Annotated in this window: 21 protein-coding genes and 1 riboswitch; of the genes, 5 read left to right on the top strand and 16 right to left on the bottom strand. The window is 51.8% G+C overall.

Features of this window, described 5'->3' with window-relative positions:
• Positions 1-85: 85 nt before the first annotated feature.
• Positions 86-859 carry a DedA family protein gene (locus EC843_RS10610; protein WP_064543504.1) on the top strand — a complete coding sequence of 258 codons (774 nt, stop codon included), beginning with the start codon at positions 86-88 and terminating at the stop codon, positions 857-859.
• On the opposite strand, the gene thiQ is transcribed toward EC843_RS10610, so the two are convergent.
• The 4 genes from thiQ to sgrR form a co-directional block, all read right to left on the bottom strand.
• Positions 856-1,560 carry a thiamine ABC transporter ATP-binding protein ThiQ gene (gene thiQ / locus EC843_RS10605; RefSeq protein WP_064543506.1) on the bottom strand — a complete coding sequence of 235 codons (705 nt, stop codon included), beginning with the start codon at positions 1,558-1,560 and terminating at the stop codon, positions 856-858. The two genes, EC843_RS10610 and thiQ, sit on opposite strands and share 4 nt — an antisense overlap.
• Before the next feature lie 78 nt (positions 1,561-1,638).
• Positions 1,639-3,276, bottom strand: a complete 1,638-nt coding sequence (thiP, locus tag EC843_RS10600; RefSeq protein WP_133522224.1) for a thiamine/thiamine pyrophosphate ABC transporter permease ThiP — start codon at positions 3,274-3,276, stop codon at positions 1,639-1,641.
• Positions 3,252-4,235, bottom strand: coding sequence for a thiamine ABC transporter substrate binding subunit (thiB, locus tag EC843_RS10595; protein ID WP_064543509.1), 984 nt, complete (start codon positions 4,233-4,235; stop codon positions 3,252-3,254). Before thiB ends, thiP begins: the two co-directional genes overlap by 25 nt.
• A gap of 37 nt (positions 4,236-4,272) precedes the next feature.
• A riboswitch (TPP riboswitch) is annotated at positions 4,273-4,372 on the bottom strand.
• A gap of 45 nt (positions 4,373-4,417) precedes the next feature.
• Positions 4,418-6,097, bottom strand: a complete 1,680-nt coding sequence (sgrR, locus tag EC843_RS10590) for an HTH-type transcriptional regulator SgrR (protein WP_133522223.1) — start codon at positions 6,095-6,097, stop codon at positions 4,418-4,420.
• Positions 6,098-6,310: 213 nt separating this feature from the next.
• Here sgrR and sgrT point away from each other — a divergent pair, with 213 nt between their 5' ends.
• The gene (gene sgrT / locus EC843_RS10585; protein ID WP_074388521.1) at positions 6,311-6,487 is read left to right on the top strand and encodes a glucose uptake inhibitor SgrT; all 177 of its coding nucleotides are present in this window, start codon (positions 6,311-6,313) and stop codon (positions 6,485-6,487) included.
• A gap of 161 nt (positions 6,488-6,648) precedes the next feature.
• Positions 6,649-7,827, top strand: coding sequence for a sugar efflux transporter (locus EC843_RS10580; protein WP_064543515.1), 1,179 nt, complete (start codon positions 6,649-6,651; stop codon positions 7,825-7,827).
• 252 nt (positions 7,828-8,079) lie between these two features.
• Here the strand turns inward: EC843_RS10580 and hemW are convergent, their stop codons facing one another.
• From hemW to EC843_RS10555, 5 genes are read right to left on the bottom strand one after another with little or no spacing between them, the layout of a single operon-like run.
• The gene (hemW, locus tag EC843_RS10575) at positions 8,080-9,216 is read right to left on the bottom strand and encodes a radical SAM family heme chaperone HemW (protein ID WP_121814905.1); all 1,137 of its coding nucleotides are present in this window, start codon (positions 9,214-9,216) and stop codon (positions 8,080-8,082) included.
• Positions 9,209-9,802, bottom strand: a complete 594-nt coding sequence (locus EC843_RS10570; RefSeq protein ID WP_133522222.1) for an XTP/dITP diphosphatase — start codon at positions 9,800-9,802, stop codon at positions 9,209-9,211. The genes hemW and EC843_RS10570 overlap by 8 nt, the downstream gene beginning before the upstream one ends.
• Positions 9,803-9,830: 28 nt before the next feature.
• Positions 9,831-10,121 carry a DUF167 family protein YggU gene (gene yggU, locus EC843_RS10565; protein WP_064543523.1) on the bottom strand — a complete coding sequence of 97 codons (291 nt, stop codon included), beginning with the start codon at positions 10,119-10,121 and terminating at the stop codon, positions 9,831-9,833.
• Positions 10,118-10,672, bottom strand: a complete 555-nt coding sequence (locus tag EC843_RS10560) for a YggT family protein (protein WP_064543525.1) — start codon at positions 10,670-10,672, stop codon at positions 10,118-10,120. Before EC843_RS10560 ends, yggU begins: the two co-directional genes overlap by 4 nt.
• A 24-nt stretch (positions 10,673-10,696) precedes the next feature.
• Positions 10,697-11,401, bottom strand: coding sequence for a YggS family pyridoxal phosphate-dependent enzyme (locus tag EC843_RS10555; RefSeq protein ID WP_133522296.1), 705 nt, complete (start codon positions 11,399-11,401; stop codon positions 10,697-10,699).
• A gap of 15 nt (positions 11,402-11,416) precedes the next feature.
• On the opposite strand from EC843_RS10555, the gene EC843_RS10550 reads away from it, so the two are divergent.
• Positions 11,417-12,451, top strand: a complete 1,035-nt coding sequence (locus EC843_RS10550; RefSeq protein WP_133522221.1) for a type IV pilus twitching motility protein PilT — start codon at positions 11,417-11,419, stop codon at positions 12,449-12,451.
• Positions 12,452-12,535: 84 nt separating this feature from the next.
• The gene (locus tag EC843_RS10545) at positions 12,536-13,000 is read left to right on the top strand and encodes a type II toxin-antitoxin system HicB family antitoxin (RefSeq protein WP_133522295.1); all 465 of its coding nucleotides are present in this window, start codon (positions 12,536-12,538) and stop codon (positions 12,998-13,000) included.
• Here the strand turns inward: EC843_RS10545 and ruvX are convergent.
• The 7 genes from ruvX to EC843_RS10510 all read right to left on the bottom strand — a co-directional run bounded on the left by ruvX (position 12,997) and on the right by EC843_RS10510 (position 18,647).
• Positions 12,997-13,416 carry a Holliday junction resolvase RuvX gene (ruvX, locus tag EC843_RS10540; protein ID WP_064543531.1) on the bottom strand — a complete coding sequence of 140 codons (420 nt, stop codon included), beginning with the start codon at positions 13,414-13,416 and terminating at the stop codon, positions 12,997-12,999. The genes EC843_RS10545 and ruvX overlap by 4 nt on opposite strands.
• On the bottom strand, positions 13,416-13,979 hold the full coding sequence (locus tag EC843_RS10535; protein WP_064543533.1) for a YqgE/AlgH family protein: 564 nt from the start codon (positions 13,977-13,979) through the stop codon (positions 13,416-13,418). The genes ruvX and EC843_RS10535 overlap by 1 nt, the downstream gene beginning before the upstream one ends.
• Before the next feature lie 117 nt (positions 13,980-14,096).
• Entirely contained in the window at positions 14,097-15,044 is a 948-nt protein-coding gene (gene gshB / locus EC843_RS10530; protein ID WP_133522220.1) for a glutathione synthase, read from the bottom strand.
• Positions 15,045-15,058: 14 nt separating this feature from the next.
• Positions 15,059-15,790 carry a 16S rRNA (uracil(1498)-N(3))-methyltransferase gene (gene rsmE / locus EC843_RS10525; RefSeq protein ID WP_121814910.1) on the bottom strand — a complete coding sequence of 244 codons (732 nt, stop codon included), beginning with the start codon at positions 15,788-15,790 and terminating at the stop codon, positions 15,059-15,061.
• Between the two features lie 75 nt (positions 15,791-15,865).
• Positions 15,866-16,573, bottom strand: coding sequence for a deoxyribonuclease I (endA, locus tag EC843_RS10520; protein WP_064543538.1), 708 nt, complete (start codon positions 16,571-16,573; stop codon positions 15,866-15,868).
• 92 nt (positions 16,574-16,665) lie between these two features.
• On the bottom strand, positions 16,666-17,181 hold the full coding sequence (locus EC843_RS10515; protein ID WP_121814911.1) for a SprT family zinc-dependent metalloprotease: 516 nt from the start codon (positions 17,179-17,181) through the stop codon (positions 16,666-16,668).
• 71 nt (positions 17,182-17,252) lie between these two features.
• Positions 17,253-18,647, bottom strand: a complete 1,395-nt coding sequence (locus tag EC843_RS10510; RefSeq protein ID WP_121814912.1) for a sugar porter family MFS transporter — start codon at positions 18,645-18,647, stop codon at positions 17,253-17,255.
• Positions 18,648-19,144 lie beyond the last annotated feature (497 nt).

Here is a 19,144-nt window from a genome sequence, read left to right as displayed (position 1 = left end):
ACTATAATTGGGTCAAACAAAACTTGGCTTGACGCCTCTCATCACACTCAGGAGAATCGCCAACTCGTTACTTGACGGATGATTTATGGAAGCTTTGCTGGAACACTTTATTACTCAGTCAGTGGCATATTCGCTTTTTGCGGTGATGCTGGTGGCCTTCCTGGAATCACTGGCGCTGGTCGGACTTATCTTGCCGGGTACCGTAATGATGGCAGGCTTGGGTGCGCTAATTGGCGGCGGCCAGGTCGGTTTCTATAACGCCTGGGCTGCGGGGGTTGTCGGTTGCCTGTTGGGGGACTGGATTTCGTTCTGGCTGGGTGGGCGTTTCAAAGCGCCGTTGCATCGCTGGTCGTTTATGAAAAAGAACAAGGCGCTGCTGGATAAAACCGAACATGCGCTGCATCAGCACAGCATGTTTACCATCCTGGTTGGCCGCTTTGTTGGCCCGACGCGCCCGCTGGTACCCATGGTGGCGGGCATGTTAGACCTGCCGGTTTCTAAATTTATCGTGCCGAATATTATTGGCTGTATCTTCTGGCCGCCGATCTATTTTCTACCGGGGATTCTGGCGGGTGCGGCGATTGATATTCCTGCGGATATGCAAAGCGGCAGCTTTAAATGGCTGTTGTTGCTGGTGGCGTTGGTTATCTGGCTGGCGGCATGGTTGTGCTGGCGCTGGTGGCGAAGCGGTAAAGCGGGTCAGGATAGCTTGACCAAATATTTACCACGAGCGCGTTTGCACTGGCTGGCACCAGCCATAACGGCTCTGGCGATTGGTAGTTTTGTCGCGATTCAGATGCACCCGATGATGCCGATTTACCGTAGCATTTTATGGAAAGTGCTTACCGGGCAACATTAATTCCTAACATTTATCCCCAATAACGCAGATGCGCTGGCTTCTCCGCTCAATAAGGTCGCTGTGTCGCCATCCCAGGCGATACGGCCATCGACCACCACCAGGCTTCTTTCGGCTATCCGCGCCGCATCTTCAATACTGTGTGACACCATGATTAGCGTCAGTTGTTGCTGTCGGCATAAGTCATCAAGCAACTGGAGCATTTCCTGGCGCAGCGCCGGGTCGAGTGCCGAAAACGGTTCATCCAGCAGTAAAATAGGTTGTTCGCGCACCAGACAACGGGCGAGGGCGACACGTTGCCGCTGGCCGCCAGAAAGTTGCGACGGCAGGCGGTCGAGCAGTTCGCCGATCGCCATTTGCCCGGCAATCGTTTTCAGCCGTTCCTGTTGTGTGGCATTGAGCTTCAGGCCAGGATTCAACCCCAGGCCAATGTTTTGCCGCACCGTCAGATGCGTGAAAAGGTTGTTCTCCTGGAAGAGCATTGAAACCGGACGTTGCGCGGGAGCCGTGCGGGTATGGTCTTCGCCATGCAGCATAATCTGCCCGCTGGCGGGCGTCAGAAACCCGGCAATCAAACTGAGCAGCGTACTTTTCCCCGCGCCGCTAGGCCCCAGTACTGCAACGCGTTCTCCAGCGTGAATCTTCATCGAAAAACGCATCGGCAAATGGTGATAGAGCCAGGTTACATCAGTTAGCGTTAGCATTCCCTTCATCCTTCAAGTTGCAGGTGTGTTGGCTGCTTTCATTCATCCAGGTAACATAGTTTTCTATGTTCCCAGTCTTCATTCACTTGCCGCCTTCCTGCAACCCGAATCATTTTGGGAATAGCGTCCCGGAAGTTTTTCAATCAATGTGAATAAAGCAAAGCACAGTATCAGCAGGACAAGCGCGGTAACGGCACCATCCTGGCTGCGATATGAACCAATTTGTTGATAGAGATAAAACGGCAGCGTGCGGAAATCTTCATTGCCGAACAACGCCACCACGCCGAAATCACCAATCGACAGCACGCAGGCAAACGCCAGTGCTTGTGCCAGTGGGCGCTTGAGTGCACGCAACTCAATGTAACGCAGACGGTTTACGCCAGTAATGTTCAGCGACTGGCACAGCTTGTTGTAGCGTTCTGCGACATCCAGCATCGGGTTTTCCAGCACTTTTAGCGCGTAGGGAATTGCCATCAACGCATTGGTGAAAATCACAATGCCATCGGCGGATTGCGGCAGGCCCACGGTGTTATTGAGCAGCAGGAAAAAGCCGGTCGCCAGCACGATACCCGGCATCGCCAGAATCAACATACCGCTGAGCTCCAGCGCCTGGCCTGCAAAAGCGCGGTTGCGCAGGCGCAATTCCCGCGAGCTCCACAGCAACATCACCGTGATGACCACGCTTATTAACCCAGCGCCAACCGCAATTCTTAACGAGGTAAATAATGCCTGCCACAGTACCGGTTGCGACAACACGCTGTTAAAGCCACTATTGATGCCATCAATGATTACTGCCAGCAGCGGCGGTAATAACAGCAAGAGAGCAAGGATGATGAGTAGCCCGTCGCACAGTTTGCGGGGCAGGTTATCTTGCGGATCACGCCAGCTTTGCATTTGGCTGACGCCGGCTGAAATGGCTCTGCTCAGCCGCTGGCTCATCAGCACCAGACCCAAACAGCAAACCATCTGCACCACGGCGAGCAGAGCCGCCCGTGCGGGGTCGTAGTCGTAACTCAGCGCCTGGAAGATAGCCAGCTCGATAGTGGTCGCCTGCGGGCCGCCGCCCAGCGACAGCACGGTGGCAAAGCTTGCGAAACAGAGCATAAAAATCAGTGCCGCAGCGGGCAGAATTTGGCGGCGCAACCACGGCCACTCGACAAAACGGAAGAAATTCCAGCCTTGCATGCCCAGTTGCGCAGCAACCTGGCGTTGTTCGTTGGGGATATTTTCCAGTGCCTGTAGCAGCAGGCGTGTTGCCATCGGTAAGTTGAAAAAGACGTGGGCCAGTAGAATGCCCTTCAGGCCGTAAGGCGAGAAACTCCATTCGATGCCAAGCCTTGCGCACAACACGGCCAGCCAGCCTTCGCGCCCATACACTGTCAGAATCCCGAATACCGCTACCAACACGGGCAGAACCAGCGTCATTGCGCACAGGCGTAACAGCGCAACGCGCCCGGGGAAGTGGCGGCGATACAGGGCGCGAGCGAGGAAAATAGCCGGGAACACGGAAAGGCTTGCTGAGAGAAACGCCTGCCAGAAAGAGAAACGCAGCACGTGCCACAAATAGCTATCCTGCACCAGCGCACGGATATCGGTTTGTGGCGCGTTAAACCACAACGCCATAAAAGCCGCCAGGGCTACGGCTACCACCAGTGTGGCGGCACATAGCCCTGGAATCAGCCAGCCGGGAATTAGCGGCTGACGGCGCGTTGCCATTCGCTAATCCAGTTGGCGCGTTGTTTAGACACTTCTGCGGCGCTGTATTCCAGCGTGTTGTTCGGTTTGACCAGCCCGTTAAATCCTTCAGGCAATTTCACATCGGTCACCGGATACATCCAGTTGCCGGTGGCCACAGTGTTCTGGAAGCCCGGTGAAGTGATAAATTTCATGAATTTTTCAGCCAGTTCAGGCTGCTTGCTGGATGCCAGACGTCCGGCCACTTCCACCTGTAAATAATGCCCTTCGCTAAAATTAGCCGCAGCATAGTTATCTTTTTTCTCTTCAATAATGTGATAAGCCGGAGAGGTGGTGTAGCTCATCACTAAATCGCCTTCACCTTTCAGGAACAGGCCATAAGCCTCGGACCAGCCTTTGGTGACGGTGACCGTTTTCTTCGCAAGCTTTGCCCAGGCTTCAGGCGTTTTATCGCCATACACTTTCTGCATCCACAGCAGCAGGCCCAGGCCTGGTGTGCTGGTGCGCGGGTCCTGATAAATCACTTTCCATTGTTGGTCACTTTCGACCAGTTCTTTCAGGCTTTTCGGTGGGTTTTTCAGTTTGTTTTTATCGTAGACGAAAGCGAAATAGCCGTAATCGAAGGGAACGAAAGTGTCGTTTGTCCAGCCGCCAGGGATCTTCAACGCGCTAATGTCTGTTTTGCTCGGCGCAAATAATTTAGTCTGCGCGGCAGCTTCCAGAAGGTTGTTATCCAGTCCCAGAACCACGTCAGCTTTGCTGTTTTTACCTTCCATCCGCAGGCGGTTGAGCAGCGAAACGCCATCTTCCAGCGCCACGAATTTCAGCTGGCAATTACAGTCAGCCTCAAAGGCTTTTTTCACCGCAGGCCCTGGCCCCCAGTCGGCAGCAAAGGAGTCGTAGGTATAAACAGTCAGCAGGGGTTTGGCAAAAACGGGGGCGGCGATCAGTGCCAGCAACGGCAGGAATTTTTTGAACACTTTGCACCTCTTAGAATTAGGGGTGGCAAAGGACATTTGAGAATAGAGCCTCAAATCCCTTCGCCGGCGTTATCCGGATCAGGTTCGACGGGTATTATCTCAGCCAGACTTTCGCCTTAGCACCCCGTTGAGAACGCGTGCATTGTAATAACTTTGTGAATGATTCGAAAGCATTATACCCGTCATATTTCAAGCCGCAGGGGGGGTGGCTCCGGTGGGGCAAACCACGCCGATTTAAAGTCAAACCATCCCAGTGTGTTCATACGCACACCACGCATACTGCGTTGCCCTTCGATGCGTAGCCAGTGGTGGATTAACGGTAAAATATCATTGTTTTCAACCAGGTTCTGGCACCACTCAGGCAGAGAAAGCTCGCCGTTATGCCAGTTGCGGGTATCCGTTTCCCAGTCGATAGCAATGCACTTTTGAATCAGCGGCACTTCATAAAGATGCGAGTAAAGCGAAAACTCTAACGGCAGGGTGAAATTCGCGCTATTGAGCCAGATATCGCTGACGGCATCGCCCTGATGCCACTCTTCATAACTGACTTCTTGCACCACCAGTTTTACGCCAACACGTGCCAGCAATTCTTCCATCACTTTGCTGATTACCCGATGTTCGACGTGATCGCGATAAAACGTCAGCGTCACGGATTCCAGCCCGGCCGGTTTTTCGACGGCTGGTTGTGGATGCGTGTGGTGCCAGCGTGGCAGCAGTCCGTAAGCCGGGAACCAGTACTGCTGGTTTTGCTCGCCCGCGCTATACAGCAGATGAATCGGTGCCAGCACATGACTGAGCCAGCGGCGCACTTCTTTATTGCTGCCGGCGCTTGAGCGGTTATCAAATAAAATGTAGTAGCAGCCTTCTTCAAGGCGGCTTTCGACGGCTTTCTCGCTGTCGGGCATTCCCGATAATTGCACCGCACAGCTGACCTCTTCGCCAATGTCCGGCAGCACCCAGAAATTCACTTCGTCAATCAATGCGCGATAACCAAAGTAATCGTCATAGGCCTGAATTTTCAGCTGGTTAGTATTATTGCGCACCACCGAATAGGGACCGGTGCCGACTGGCTGGCGGGAGAAATGGCTTAAGGTTTGCCATTCGCGCGGCAGGATCATCGCGTTAACGCTACCCAGCAACCACGGCAGCCAGTTATCGGGCTGTGAGAGCTTAATATCCAGCGTCCAGGCCGTTGGAGAAGTAATTTCCGTGATATGCGAATACAGCGGCAAAGAGCTGATGCGTTGTAGGGACGTCGTCACATCCAGCATATCCAGCTCACGGCCATGGTGAAAATGAATGCCGGGGCGCAGATAAAAACGCCAGTGTAATGGGGATATTTGTTGCCAGTGGTGCGCAATATCCGCTTCCAGTTCCCCATTTTCCTCATTTATACGGATCAGTCCGCTGAAAATTTGCCGGGCAATATGCGTTTCTGAACGGCGCAAAGCGGAACCGGGCAACAGATTGAGCAGCGGGCGATAGTAGAGAACGCGCAGAATATGCCGCCCTTGCCGGAAGCTGCGCCCAAGGTGAGAAATCAGCATTTGGCGCACGGCAGCTTTATCGCCGACTATCTGCACCAGTTGGTCAATCCTGTCCTGCTCAAGAAGGTCTTCGGCGCGCTGTTGCTGGAGTGCAAGGCCGGTATACAAGAACTCAAGCTGTGAACGCTTGCCGCGTCCGACTTCCGCTTTCCAGCTCAGCCAGCCCTTTTCCTGCATCGCGCTAAGCAATGTACGCATATGGCGGCGGGAGCAATTCAGCAAATCGGCCAAATCATTCAACGTCGTTTCTTGCGGCTTACCTTCAAAGTTTTGCCACAAACGGATGAACTGTTGTTGCAGACGACCAGACGACATAAAAGAGGAACTCCCGGCAGAAACTCATCAATTTAACTTTCCTCATATTACGCCAATAATCATCAACGTTGAAAGCGAGGAGGTACAACCCCGTCATACTTCAAGTCGTTGGTGCGTTGGCTACTCGCGTTCACCCCAGTCACATAGTTATCTATGCTCCTGGGGACTCACGCGTTTGCCGCCTTCCCACAACTTGAATTATTTGGGGTTTTTATGAAACGGTCGCCAGTGGTTAAGTTTTATCAACAGTATTTTGCCGCAACCCAAAGTGTTTCTGTTGGATGGCTGGCTCGCCTGAAAGCAGAGCAACGTCTGGAGATGCTTGAGAACTTAATGCAGTGGGAGTCCGCGTTCGTAGAGCACCAAATCGCTGACAGCAAGTGTGACTGAGAATTGGTGGTTTTCACCTGGCCAGCAGATTAATACTGCTGGCTTTTTTATACCCGTCATTCTTCGAGCCGCAGTGCCGCCTTCTCGCAACTCGAATTATTTAGGGTATAGTCGAGGCCTTGCACACTTATCACCCGCTTAAGTAAAAAGGATCTTTCTGCATGATTTGGTTTCTGACCAAAGGACGACGCCTTAACCCGGTGTACGCCGCATTTATGATTGTGGCTTTCATGATGGGGATTGCGGGGGCACTCCAGGCGCCCACTCTTAGCCTGTTTTTAAGTCGCGAAGTGGAAGTGCGCCCATTCTGGGTTGGCCTGTTTTATACCGTCAATGCGATAGCCGGGATCCTCGTCAGTCTGGCGTTGGCGAAGCGTTCAGATAACCGGGGCGATCGTCGCAAACTGATTATGGTTTGTTGCGTGATGGCTGTAGCAAACTGTGTGCTTTTTGCTTTTAACCGTCATTACCTGACGTTAATCACCGTTGGCGTGATGTTCGCCTCTATTGCCAACACCGCGATGCCGCAAATATTTGCCCTTGCCCGTGAATATGCCGATAACTCAGCGCGTGAAGTGGTGATGTTCAGCTCGATAATGCGTGCGCAGCTCTCGCTTGCCTGGGTTATTGGCCCGCCGCTATCGTTTATGCTGGCATTAAACTACGGCTTCACCACTATGTTTCTTATCGCCGCGGGGATATTTGTTATCTCGCTGGCGTTGATTTTCTTCGCATTACCCTCGGTCGCAAGGATTGAGCAGCCCGCAGATGTGGCGCTTACCCAGGTCAGCGGCTGGAAAGATAAAAACGTCCGTCTGTTGTTTATTGCTTCGATGCTGATGTGGACCTGCAACACCATGTATATCATCGACATGCCGTTGTGGATCAGCAGTGATTTAGGCCTGCCCGAATCGCTGGCTGGGCTGTTGATGGGGACGGCGGCGGGGCTTGAGATCCCGGCGATGATCCTTGCGGGCTATTATGTAAAGCGTTTTGGTAAACGGCGCATGATGGTGATTGCCGTAGCCGCCGGCGTGTTGTTCTACGTCGGACTGATTATGTTCCACAGCCGTACGGCGCTGCTGTTGCTTCAGCTATTTAACGCGGTATTTATCGGCATTGTTGCCGGGATTGGCATGTTGTGGTTCCAGGATTTGATGCCGGGCAGGCCGGGGTCGGCGACCACGTTGTTCACCAATAGTATTTCGACGGGCGTGATTCTGGCGGGGGTTTTACAAGGCGCGCTGACCGAGAGTTTTGGGCATTATTCGGTATATTGGTTGATTGCCGGGTTAGCGGTGTTTGCGTTGGTTTTGACCAGCCGGGTGAAGAATATTTAAGTTTTGGTGTTGGAGTAATGTCGGATGACGCTTGCGCTTATCCGACCTACAACTGCATTACTGGCGGATAAGCGCAGCGTCATCCGCCAGTAATGCAAATCGGTTTTCGTAGGGCGGATAAGCGCAAGCGTCATCCGCCAGTAATGCAAATCGGTTTTTGTAGGGCGGATAAGCGCAAGCGTCATCCGCCAGTAATGCAAATCGGTTTTCGTAGGGCGGATAAGCGCAGCGTCATCCGCCAGTAATGCCTGATTATTCAGCCAAAAACAGCTCCAACAGCGAATTCAAAAACAGCTTCCCGTGCTCGGTAATCTGCCAATAATCCTCAGTCTCAACCAGGTAATCTTTAGCTATCGCTTCATCTAACTGCGCGCGAATCACCGACTCATCAAGCCCGGTATATAAGCTAAATTCGTTGCGTGGCGCCGCTTCGAGCAAACGAAAACGATTCATAAAGAACTCGAACGGTTTATCGGCTTGTTCCACATCGTGCTGCTTGTCGAGGTATTTACCTTCCATATAACCGCGTGGATGGCGTGTTTTCGCGGTACGAACAATGCGCCCGTCCTCGAACGTTACCTTGCCGTGTGCGCCACAGCCAATCCCCAGGTAATCGCCAAAGCGCCAGTAGTTCAGGTTGTGCTGGCACTGGTAACCCGGTTTAGCATAGGCCGAGGTTTCATATTGCTGATAACCTGCCGCAGTCAGCAGCTTATCGCCTTGCTCGAAAATATCCCACAATGCGTCGTCGTCCGGCAGTTTTGGCGGACGCGAACTAAACAAAGTGTTCGGCTCAATCGTTAACTGATACCAGGAAAGATGCGGCGGGTTGAGTGCAATTGCCTGGCGCAAATCGTCCAGCGCTTCTTCTAGCGATTGATCCGGCAGGCCGTGCATCAAATCGAGGTTAAAGCTGCGCAAACCGAGTCCGCTTGCCAGATTCGCCGCGCGTTTCGCTTCACCAGAATCATGAATACGCCCCAGACGTTTGAGCTTAGGCTCGCTGAAACTCTGCACACCAATAGAAATACGGTTCACGCCAGCACGCTGATAACTCACGAAACGGTCAGCTTCTACCGTTCCAGGGTTAGCTTCCATTGTGATTTCCGCATCGGCTGCCAGCGGCAGGCGCGCGCGCACACCGTCCAGCAGGTTTTGCATCGCCTCGCCTGAAAGCAGGCTAGGCGTACCACCACCAATAAAGATGGTCTTTATTTCACGTCCTTGTGCCATTGGCGCGTCGATATCCAGATCGCGCAACAGGTGGGCGACATACTCATCGTGCGGCACGTCGCCCTTAAGTGCATGGGAATTGAAGTCACAGTAGGGGCACTTCTGCACGCACCACGGGATGTGAATATAGAGACTCAGTGGTGGCAAATTAGCCATTTTTCATTGCTTCCAGTAACAGTTTTAGCGCTTGCCCGCGGTGGGAAATGGCGCGTTTTTCGTCACGAGTCAATTCAGCGGCAGTTTTGCCTTCACTCGGGACAAAGAAAATAGGATCGTAGCCGAAGCCACCGGTACCCGCAGCTTCACGGGTAATCTGGCCTTCCCAACTGCCGTGGCAAACCAGCGGAGTGGGGTCTTCTGCATGACGCATATAAACCAGCACACAATGGAAACGCGCTTTGCGTTGCTCGTCTGGTACATCTTTCAGTGTAGCCAGAAGCTTTTCGAGGTTCTGCTGATCGGAGGCTTCTAAGCCTGCGTAGCGGGCAGAATAGATCCCCGGCGCACCACCCAACACATCAACCGCCAGACCTGAATCGTCAGCAATGGCTGGCAAACCCGTTATCTGCGCCGCATGGCGTGCTTTCAGAATGGCGTTCTCGATAAATGTCAGGCCCGTTTCTTCGGCAGACTCCACACCCAGTTCGGTTTGCGCCACGACATCCAGACCAAAATTGCTCAGTAAATCGGCGAGTTCACGCACTTTACCGGCGTTACCGGTCGCGAGGACAACTTTTTGCATAGTGAGAAAATCCTGTGAAATTAGGTAATTATTCGAGCAATGCCGCGACTTCCGTCGGGATGTGTTGCGGGTCGATAATTTTAATTTGTTTATGGCGGCCCAGATCGCCTTTCTCAAGCAGCACCTGACTTTTGGCGACTTTGAACTGTTTAGCCAGATATTTTACCAGATGGGCGTTAGCTTTGCCGTCAATCGGTGGGGCAGTGATGGCGACTTTTAGTTCGTCGCCATGCAGCCCGACAATACTATCGCGGCTGGCTTTCGGCTGAATGTACAGCCGTAAAACCAGCCCGTCTGCGGTTTGACTCACTGCACTCACAGCAAGAACCAAAGCCCCGGGAACAGATCCATACCAAGGTAGTTCAGCGCATACAGAATCAAAATCACCACCATCGCGGAGAAATCAATCCCGCCCATTGCCGGGATAATGCGGCGAATCGGTGCCATCATCGGTTCAGTTAATTGCATCAGCACATATTCTACTGGGCTGCGACCCTGGCTAATCCAGCTCATAAGCGAACGAATAATAATAACCCAGAATACCAGCGTACCGGCGGACTTGAGCAACGATAACAAGCCAACCAGCAGGTTCATTGGGTCAAGTGATAGCGCACCGACCTGAATAAGCAGCAGGATCGGGTACTTCAGCGTGGTGAGAATAAACGCCACCAACAGGGAAGAAGTATCGATCGGCCCAATTGAAGGGATTATCCGACGCAGTGGCCCGACAATCGGCTGGGTAATCTTGACGATAAACTGTGCAAAAGGGTTGTAAAAATCACAACGCGACCACTGCATCCAGATGCGAATCAACAGCACCATCACATACAGTTCAATCAGTGTTTTGACCAGGAAAGTCAACGTCAGCATGGCGTTCCTCAATAATTATGGTGATTAACGAGCGGAGTAATCCCGCGCGCCGAAAATAGCGGTTCCAATGCGCACCATGGTGCTGCCTGCGGCAATCGCGGCGTCCATGTCATCGGTCATGCCCAGGGACAACGTATCAACCGTTGCATAGCGGTTTTTGAGCGATTCGAAAGCCGCTGCCATCTTCTGGCAAACCGCTAACTGATGCTCGTAATCAGGCTCAGGGGCAGGGATCGCCATTAAACCTCGTAATACCAAACCCGGTAATTCAGCGACACCAGCAGCAAGCGTTTCAAGCTCGCTCAGCGTAATACCAGACTTGCTTTGCTCATCACTGATGTTGATTTGAATCAGCACGTTAAGCGGTGGAAGCTCAACCGGGCGTTGTTCGCTTAAACGAGTAGCAATACGTAACCTGTCGACGGTGTGGCACCAGTCAAAATGTTCAGCCACCAGACGGCTTTTGTTCGACTGCAAAGGGCCAATAAAGTGCCATTCCAGTGTGGCTTCACTGTTATCGGCAAAGTAACGAATTTTATCCACGCCTTCCTGCACGTAGTTTTCACCGAATGCGCGTTGGCCGGCAGCAATCGCTTCTGCGAGAGCGCTTGCAGGCTTGGTTTTGCTTACTGCAAGCAAAGTAACTTCTTCTGGAGCACGGCCGCAGCGTTCAGTTGCCGCTAAGATTTTGTGCTGAACCTGTGCCAGATTGTGCGTTATCTCGTTCATAGGTTGGAAAGTGATATGGATATCGAAGAAATTGTGGCCCTTAGTGTAAAGCATAATGTCTCTGATCTACACCTGTGCGCGCAGCTTCCTGCTCGTTGGCGGCGGCAAGGACGGCTTGAACTACTGCCTGGCAGCGCGCCTGAACCACAAGCATTGCTTGATGACTGGCTGTCAAAAGCACAAAAGGAACAACTGGAAGAAAGCGGGCAAGTGGATTTCGCCGTGACTCTACATTCTGGAGTACGATTGCGGGCGAACGCTTTTCACCAGTTGCAAGGCAACTCACTTGCCTTGCGGTTATTGGCGTCGGACTGTCCCAAACTCGAGGCGCTAAACGTTCCACCGTTGATCCCCGAATTGTTGCAATCCCCAGACGGGCTAATTCTGGTGACTGGCGCGACAGGCAGCGGTAAATCCACCACGCTTGCGGCGATGGTTGAGCATCTCAACCATCAGCTAGATGGGCATATCCTGACACTGGAAGATCCTATTGAGTTCGTCCATCAATCAAAGCGCTGCCTGATTCAACAACGAGAACCTGGCACACATTGCCGCTCGTTTGCTGCAGCGTTACGTGCGGCATTGCGTGAAGATCCCGATGTGATTTTGTTGGGGGAATTACGCGATAGCGAAACCATACGCCTGGCGCTCACCGCTGCGGAAACAGGCCATCTGGTACTGGCAACATTGCATACTCGCGGAGCCGCACAAGCTGTAGAACGGCTGGTGGATGTCTTTCCTGCGGAAGAAAAAAACATGGTGCGCAGCCAATTAGCCGGCAGTTTAAAAGCGGTGCTGGCGCAGAAATTACAGCCTGATGCCCAAGGTGGAAGGGTGGCTTTGTTCGAGTTGTTGGTGAATACACCAGCCGTAGCGAGCCTTATCCGTGAAGGGAAAGCTCATCAGTTGCCCGGGCAGATTCAAACCGGGCAGCAATATGGCATGCAGAGTTTTTCGCACAGCCAAGCGCGGTTACGTGCGGAAGGTCGTATTGGTATTGCTCCCTCTCCTGGGGGAGAGGGCTGGGGTGAGGGATATTCCGATGATTAGAATTATTGCTTCTGTGTGTTTGTGTGTGTGTGATTTTCATCTCAGGGAAGGTCAATGGATTCTTCCAATTCAGGAGTAAAGCCTATGTTTTTTTCTGTTGGCGTGGAGATGCCTGCAAACGATAACGAAGCGTATGGCATGATTGTTCCTGCGTTATGCAATGATGATTTCGGCTGTATTTCAGCGGCAGATAATCAAGATGAAATTGCACTGATGGTACGCGAGGCGATTTTATCGATTGTTGATCTCATGGTTGAGCGTGGTATGGATATCACTCAGCTTAAAGATGCCGGGCCATTTGTTTATGCGGCAAATCCAGAATATGCGTACTGTAATCAGTGGCTGCTGGTGGATGTGGATTTGTCAGCTTTGGAGGGGAAGCAACAGCGAATCAATATTTCTCTGCCAGATGCACTTTTGGAGCGGATTGATAACCGTGTAAAACAGCCGTCATCTGGTTACAAGGATCGCAGCCATTTTCTGGCAGTCGCGGCAAGGCATGAGCTGATCGGTGCGTCTTCAGACATGCCTGATAGCAAAAAAGACTAAGGGTTATAGTCAAACCAGCTTTCAAGAATGATGACCGCAGAGGCTGAATCAATGCTGCCCTTGTTAAGCGCGCGGAAACCGCCGTGTTCAAACAAACCAGCACGGGCTTCAACGGTACTCAGGCGCTCATCTTGCAACGAAACTTTTACACCAAAACGGCCATGCAGGCGATTGGCAAACTTTCTTGCGCGGACAGTAAGCGGTTGCTCGGTGCCGTCCATATTCAGAGGTAAGCCAACAATCACTTCGTCGGGTTGCCACTCTTTAAGGATTTTCTCGATGACATTCCAGTCAGGGGTACCGTCTTGTGCTTTCAGTGCTGTTAAAGGCCGTGCCGTTCGGGTAATACGCTGACCGATGGCGACACCAATACTTTTGGTGCCGAAATCAAAGGATAACAGTGTTCCGCTGCTCATTAAGCGTGCCCCGCTTCACTAGGCATATTATGAATATCAATGCCGATTAATTTTGCTGCTTCACGCCAGCGTTCAGAAATAGGGGTGTGGAAAAGAATCGACGCGTCTGCTGGTGCTGTGAGCCAGGCGTTGTCTAAAATCTCTTGTTCCAGTTGCCCTTTTTCCCACGACGAGTAGCCGAGCGCGACAATAATATCGGCTGGCTGCTTTGCGGTGCCAATGGTTTCGAGTACATCACGGGATGTGGTGATCACTGTGTCATCTGAAATTCGGATGCTTGAAGCAAAACAGTCCGGTGGGGAGTGCAGAATAAAACCACGGTCTTCTGCCAGTGGGCCGCCAATAAACACCGGTTTATCAAGGCGAATGGCTGGGTCACGCGGCTCTGGATCGATTTTGAGTTTTTCCAGAACACCGTCAACCTGAAGATTTTCGAGAGGTTTATTGATGATTATCCCCATTGCGCCATCTTCGCTGTATTCACAGATATAAACGACTGCACGCTTAAACAGAGGGTCCTGGAGCGCCGGCATGGCAATTAGAAAGTGATGCTGTAAATTCATTGTCAGAGGTTCTGGTTCCGGTTGAAAAAGCGGCATTAGATGCGCGAGGAATAGTCAGTTTATCACTTTTGAACTGCACTGGACACTCGGCCCATCCTTGGGCCGGGGTGGTGCAGGCTATTTCGCCAGACGTACTTCGATAGCGTCGAACAGCATACCCGTGATCGATACAGGGAACTCGGCTTCGATTTCGCGGATGCAGGTTGGGCTGGTGACATTAATCTCAGTGAGGCGGTCACCGATGATATCCAGACCAACAAAAATCAATCCTTTGGCTTTCAATGTTGGGCCGACACGGCGGGCAATTTCCCAATCGCTTTCAGTCAATGGACGTGGTTCGCCACGACCGCCAGCCGCCAGGTTACCACGAGTCTCACCACCTTGCGGAATACGCGCCAGGCAATATGGAACAGGTTCACCATCAACAACCAGAACACGTTTGTCGCCATCAACAATGGCTGGCAGGTAGTTTTGCGCCATGCAGTAACGATTGCCCAGCTCTGTTAGTGTTTCAGCAATAACGCCAATGTTAGGGTCGCCTTCTTTGACGCGGAAAATCGACGTGCCGCCCATGCCATCTAACGGCTTGAGGATAATGTCGCCATGCTTTTGCCAGAATGTTTTCAACTGTGCTTTGTTGCGAGTGACAAGTGTTTCTGGGGTTAAATCAGCAAACCAGGCGGTGAACAACTTTTCGTTACAGTCGCGCAGGCTCTGCGGTTTGTTAACGATCAGCGTGCCTTGTTCTTCGGCGCGCTCAAGAATATAGGTAGCGTAGATAAACTCGGTATCAAACGGCGGGTCTTTGCGCATCAACACCACGTCGAGATCGGCAAGCTGAATATCTTGCTCGCTGCCAAATTCGTACCATTTATCGTAGTTCTGCTCGACAGTGACCAGACGGGTGCGCGCATGCGCTTCACCGTTGATCAAATACAGATCGGCCATTTCCATATAGTGGAGTTCGTAACCACGGCGCTGGGCTTCCAGCAGCATGGCAAAACTGGAGTCTTTCTTGATGTTAATGTTTGCGATGGGATCCATCACGATGCCAAGCTTGATCATTGTTTTCTCCGGTTTTAGCCCAGGTCGCCAAAACGCACTTGCAGTGCGGTAATCGCGGTGAGCGCGGTAGTCTCAGTACGCAGAACGCGAGGTCCCAACAGAATATCAGTAAATTGATGGCGCGAGGTCATGGCGATTTCGTCAGCAGTTAAACCGCCTTCCGGGCCAATCAGCAGGCGCACACGTTCAACAGGTTGCGGCAAGGTATTAATACTGGCGTTAGCGCGTGGATGCAGATTGAGCTTGAGACTTGCATCGTCCTCAGCACACCACGCTTCAAGATCCATCGCCGGGCGCACTTCCGGCACCACATTGCGTCCACACTGTTCACAGGCAGCAATGGCAATTTTCTGCCACTGCGAGAGCTTTTTATTCAGCCGCTCGGCATCCAGTTTTACGCCACAGCGTTCAGAAAACAAAGGGGTAATCACATTCACACCCAGCTCAACGGCCTTCTGAATGGTGAACTCCATTTTCTCGCCACGCGACATGACCTGACCAAGATGCAGATGCAGTGGGGATTCGCGGTTATCGATGGTGGCACTAAGCACTTTCACCCGCACACTTTTCTTATCTGCCTGAACGATTTCAGCATCAAAAACTTGATTGCTGCCATCGAACAACTGCAGTGCGTGGCCTGCATTCATGCGCAGTACACGGCCGACGTGGTTAGCCGCATCTTCACAAAGTGCCACGTCCTGGCCAACGGTGAGTAATTCAGGATGGTGAATGCGGGGTATACGCATGGTTTTTAATATCCAAAAGAGGTCGTGTTTTTCTCCCTCCCCCTGAGGGAGAGGGGACTAAACCGCTAGTGTAGGTTAGCTGTTTTGCGCCTGGCAAGCTCGTAGCACATAAGGGTTATGATTACCCTGAACTTTGGATATGCGCTCATCGCGCTCACATTCCCAGGCAGTGACCGGATATTGCTTGTTCCACGCCTCAAACAGCTGGGTTTGCTGGCGAGAAAGGTTGAGCTGATATTGGTCACGCATGTAGAAATAAGTACGAGCAATAGCACCACGCGCACGCGCAGGTGGCTCGGCAATCTTATCTTTGAAGTCGACTTTCATTTCACATTGCCCGTACTGACCTTCGCCGCCATTCCACTGGCTATACATGAAGTTGTTACGGTCAGCATTCACTTCGCCTACTGCGGGTTGCAGGTTGTGCATATCGCTTTCCATCTTGCGATATTCCGGATCTTTGGAGCAGTTTTTACGGCCGCCATCTTGCCAACACTGGCGCTGATGGCCGAACTGCCAGGCCGGTACGACATGCTCCCACTCTATGCGTGTTGCGCGGTTTTCATTCTTACGGACTTTGTAACCGCAGGACTCGAGATCGGGAACGCCCTTTTTCCCTTCCCAGCTGATTTTACATCCACAATAGAAGTCACCCGGCGCGTCGGCATTCACTTTGACGCCAGCGGCTTTAGCTTGAGAGAAGTTATTAATACCGGCACTGAGTGCGGAAAAAGAGGAGAGGGCTGCAACAACTGCAACAGCCAAAGAATATTTGCGAGACATTTCCAGAATCCTTACTAAAACGTGCTCGCACCCTAACTGATGGGTTATCAGGATTCAATAAGCTAAATCAGGAAACTTTCCGATTATTATTTTTAATTACAGGAGGTTGTAGCGTCTGCTTTTAACAGGTCGCCGCACTGAACGCAGCGGTATTCTGCTTCGCCACGCACCACACGGTTATGGCGTCGGACGGTAAGCTGATGTAACTGGCAGCGGCAGCGATAGGGGAAGGTGTTCTTACGCACGGATTGCACTTCAAACTTATGCGTGCGACGAGCGGGGACGCCAAGCACCGCTTCCATCATCCATTTCCACTCTTTGCCGTGTGGTGCTACGCGGCCAAAGTGTTTCCAGACCAACAGATGTGCCAGTTCATGCGGCACAACTTCATCAATGAAAGTTTGCTGATTTTCCATCAGCAATACCGGATTTAGACGAATTTCGTAGCTATCCATCCATGCGGTACCCGCAGCAGTGCCGCGCTGCTGATAGACCAGTTTCGGTTCAGGATAGTTTCGGCCCAACTGCTGATTGGCTTGTTGGAGTTTTTCTCGCAGGCAGCGCATAACGGCCTGTTGGAGTGCGATGGGGAGTCTTGGGGATTTCATAACGGCACAGATTAGTGCCAGGCGAAGCAGGGTGCAAGCCCCTCTCCATTGTGGAAAGGGGCGAGTGTGGTTTATTCGTGAGCGCCAATCTCACGTAAGCGGCGGCCTTTCATCAAGTTACGTTCGATGTGTTCCAGGGAAACGTGTTTGGTTTCTGGAATCAGCCACAGAGTGAGCACAATAAAGAACAGATTTAACGCCGCGTAGACCCAGAAGGTATTCGCGTTACCCAGAGTGTTAAGCATGGTCAGGAATGTTGCGCCGACGATCATGTTGGCAATCCAGTTGGTGGCGGTAGAGCAGGTGATACCAAAATCGCGGCCTTTCAGCGGTTGGATTTCAGAACACAGCACCCAAATCAGTGGACCCGCACTCATTGCAAAACCGACGATAAACATCAACAGCATTGCGATGGCGAAGTATTGCGCGCCCTGGGAGTGAATACCAATGTGCAGCATGGTACCCAGTATGCCCATGCCAACAGCCATCACCATGAAGCCCAGTACCAGCGTCGGTTTACGGCCCCAGCGGTCCACCAGACCGATCGCAATAAATGTCGCCAGTACGTTGATAAGCCCAACAATTACGGTGCCCCACATTTGTTGAGTGGTGTTGGTAAAGCCCGCTATTTCGAAGATTTTCGGCGCGTAATACATGATGACGTTCATACCGGTGAACTGCTGCATCACCTGAAGCAGAATGCCGAGGAACACCGCACGGCGGAAGTTGCTGTTGTCTTTAAACAGCGACCAACCGCTTTGTTTAACTTTCAGGCTTTCACGGATTTCTTCCAGTTCACGTTTGGCTTCGGCACTGGTATCACGCAGGCGCAACAGGACGCGCTCGGCATCGTGGAAACGACGTTTAGCAGCGAACCAGCGCGGGCTGTCTGGCAGGAAGAACACGCCAACCAGAAGAATCAGGGCTGGAATAGTAATGACGCCCAGCATCCAGCGCCATGAGCCGCTGTAGCTGAATGCGGTATCAGAAAGGTAAGCACCGAGAATCCCGATGGTAATCATCAGCTGGTACATCGAAATCATGCTGCCACGAATTTTTTCTGGCGCAATTTCAGACAGATAAAGCGGTGCGGTATAAGACGCAACACCGACTGCCAGCCCAAGCAACACGCGGGAAAGAATCAGGATTTCGGTATTCGGTGCAAACGCAGAACAGAGCGAACCTGCAACGAATAGCACTGCGCCAATCATCAGGCTGTATTTGCGCCCGATACGGAACGAGAGCCAGCCACTACCTACTGCACCGACTGCTGCACCAAACATCATCGAGCTGACAACCCACTCTTGTTGATGTGCGGTTATCTGGAAATCTTTCGCGATAAACGGCAACGCACCGGCAATAACGCCGATATCAAGGCCAAACAACAAACCTGCCAAGGCCGCAAGGAAACAGACGAAAAAGGTCATGCTTTTGTTCGAGCGCCCTTGTTTTTTTATGTCAGGCATAGTGCTCTCCAGTTGAATTATTTGGGGGTGTCTCGCTATTAAGGGTAGGGCAACGCTACGTGAAATTATGTGATGCAACTCACGTTAGTGTAATCGCTTACACTAATGTCAAGAAGTGTATGTATAAATTTATTATATAAAACATAGCATTAAATGCGGATAATAAAAGAGAAAATAAGTAATCCGGACTAGTCTGAACATTTATGTAAACAGTGCGTCAACATTAATCTGTCATGAGGATTAATCTTAATTAACTATCTTTTAACGCATATGTAATCGCTTTCACTGGGCGTTTGTTGGAGATGGCTGGGGGGCAGATGGGGGTTGTGGAAATAAAAAAGACCAGCAGAGCGCTGGCCTTTTAGATTGCTGACAAAGGTCACTAAACAGGTGTTGTAGGGTGGATAAGCGATAGCGCCATCCACCATTTTCGCCTGTTGTTGCAGATAAAAGTGTCGGATGACGCTGCGCTTATCCGACCTACGAAGAGGTTCGTC

It is taken from the genome of Buttiauxella sp. JUb87, from assembly GCF_004361975.1.
GTDB lineage: Bacteria > Pseudomonadota > Gammaproteobacteria > Enterobacterales > Enterobacteriaceae > Buttiauxella > Buttiauxella ferragutiae.
This window is presented reverse-complemented; position numbering and strand designations above follow the sequence as displayed.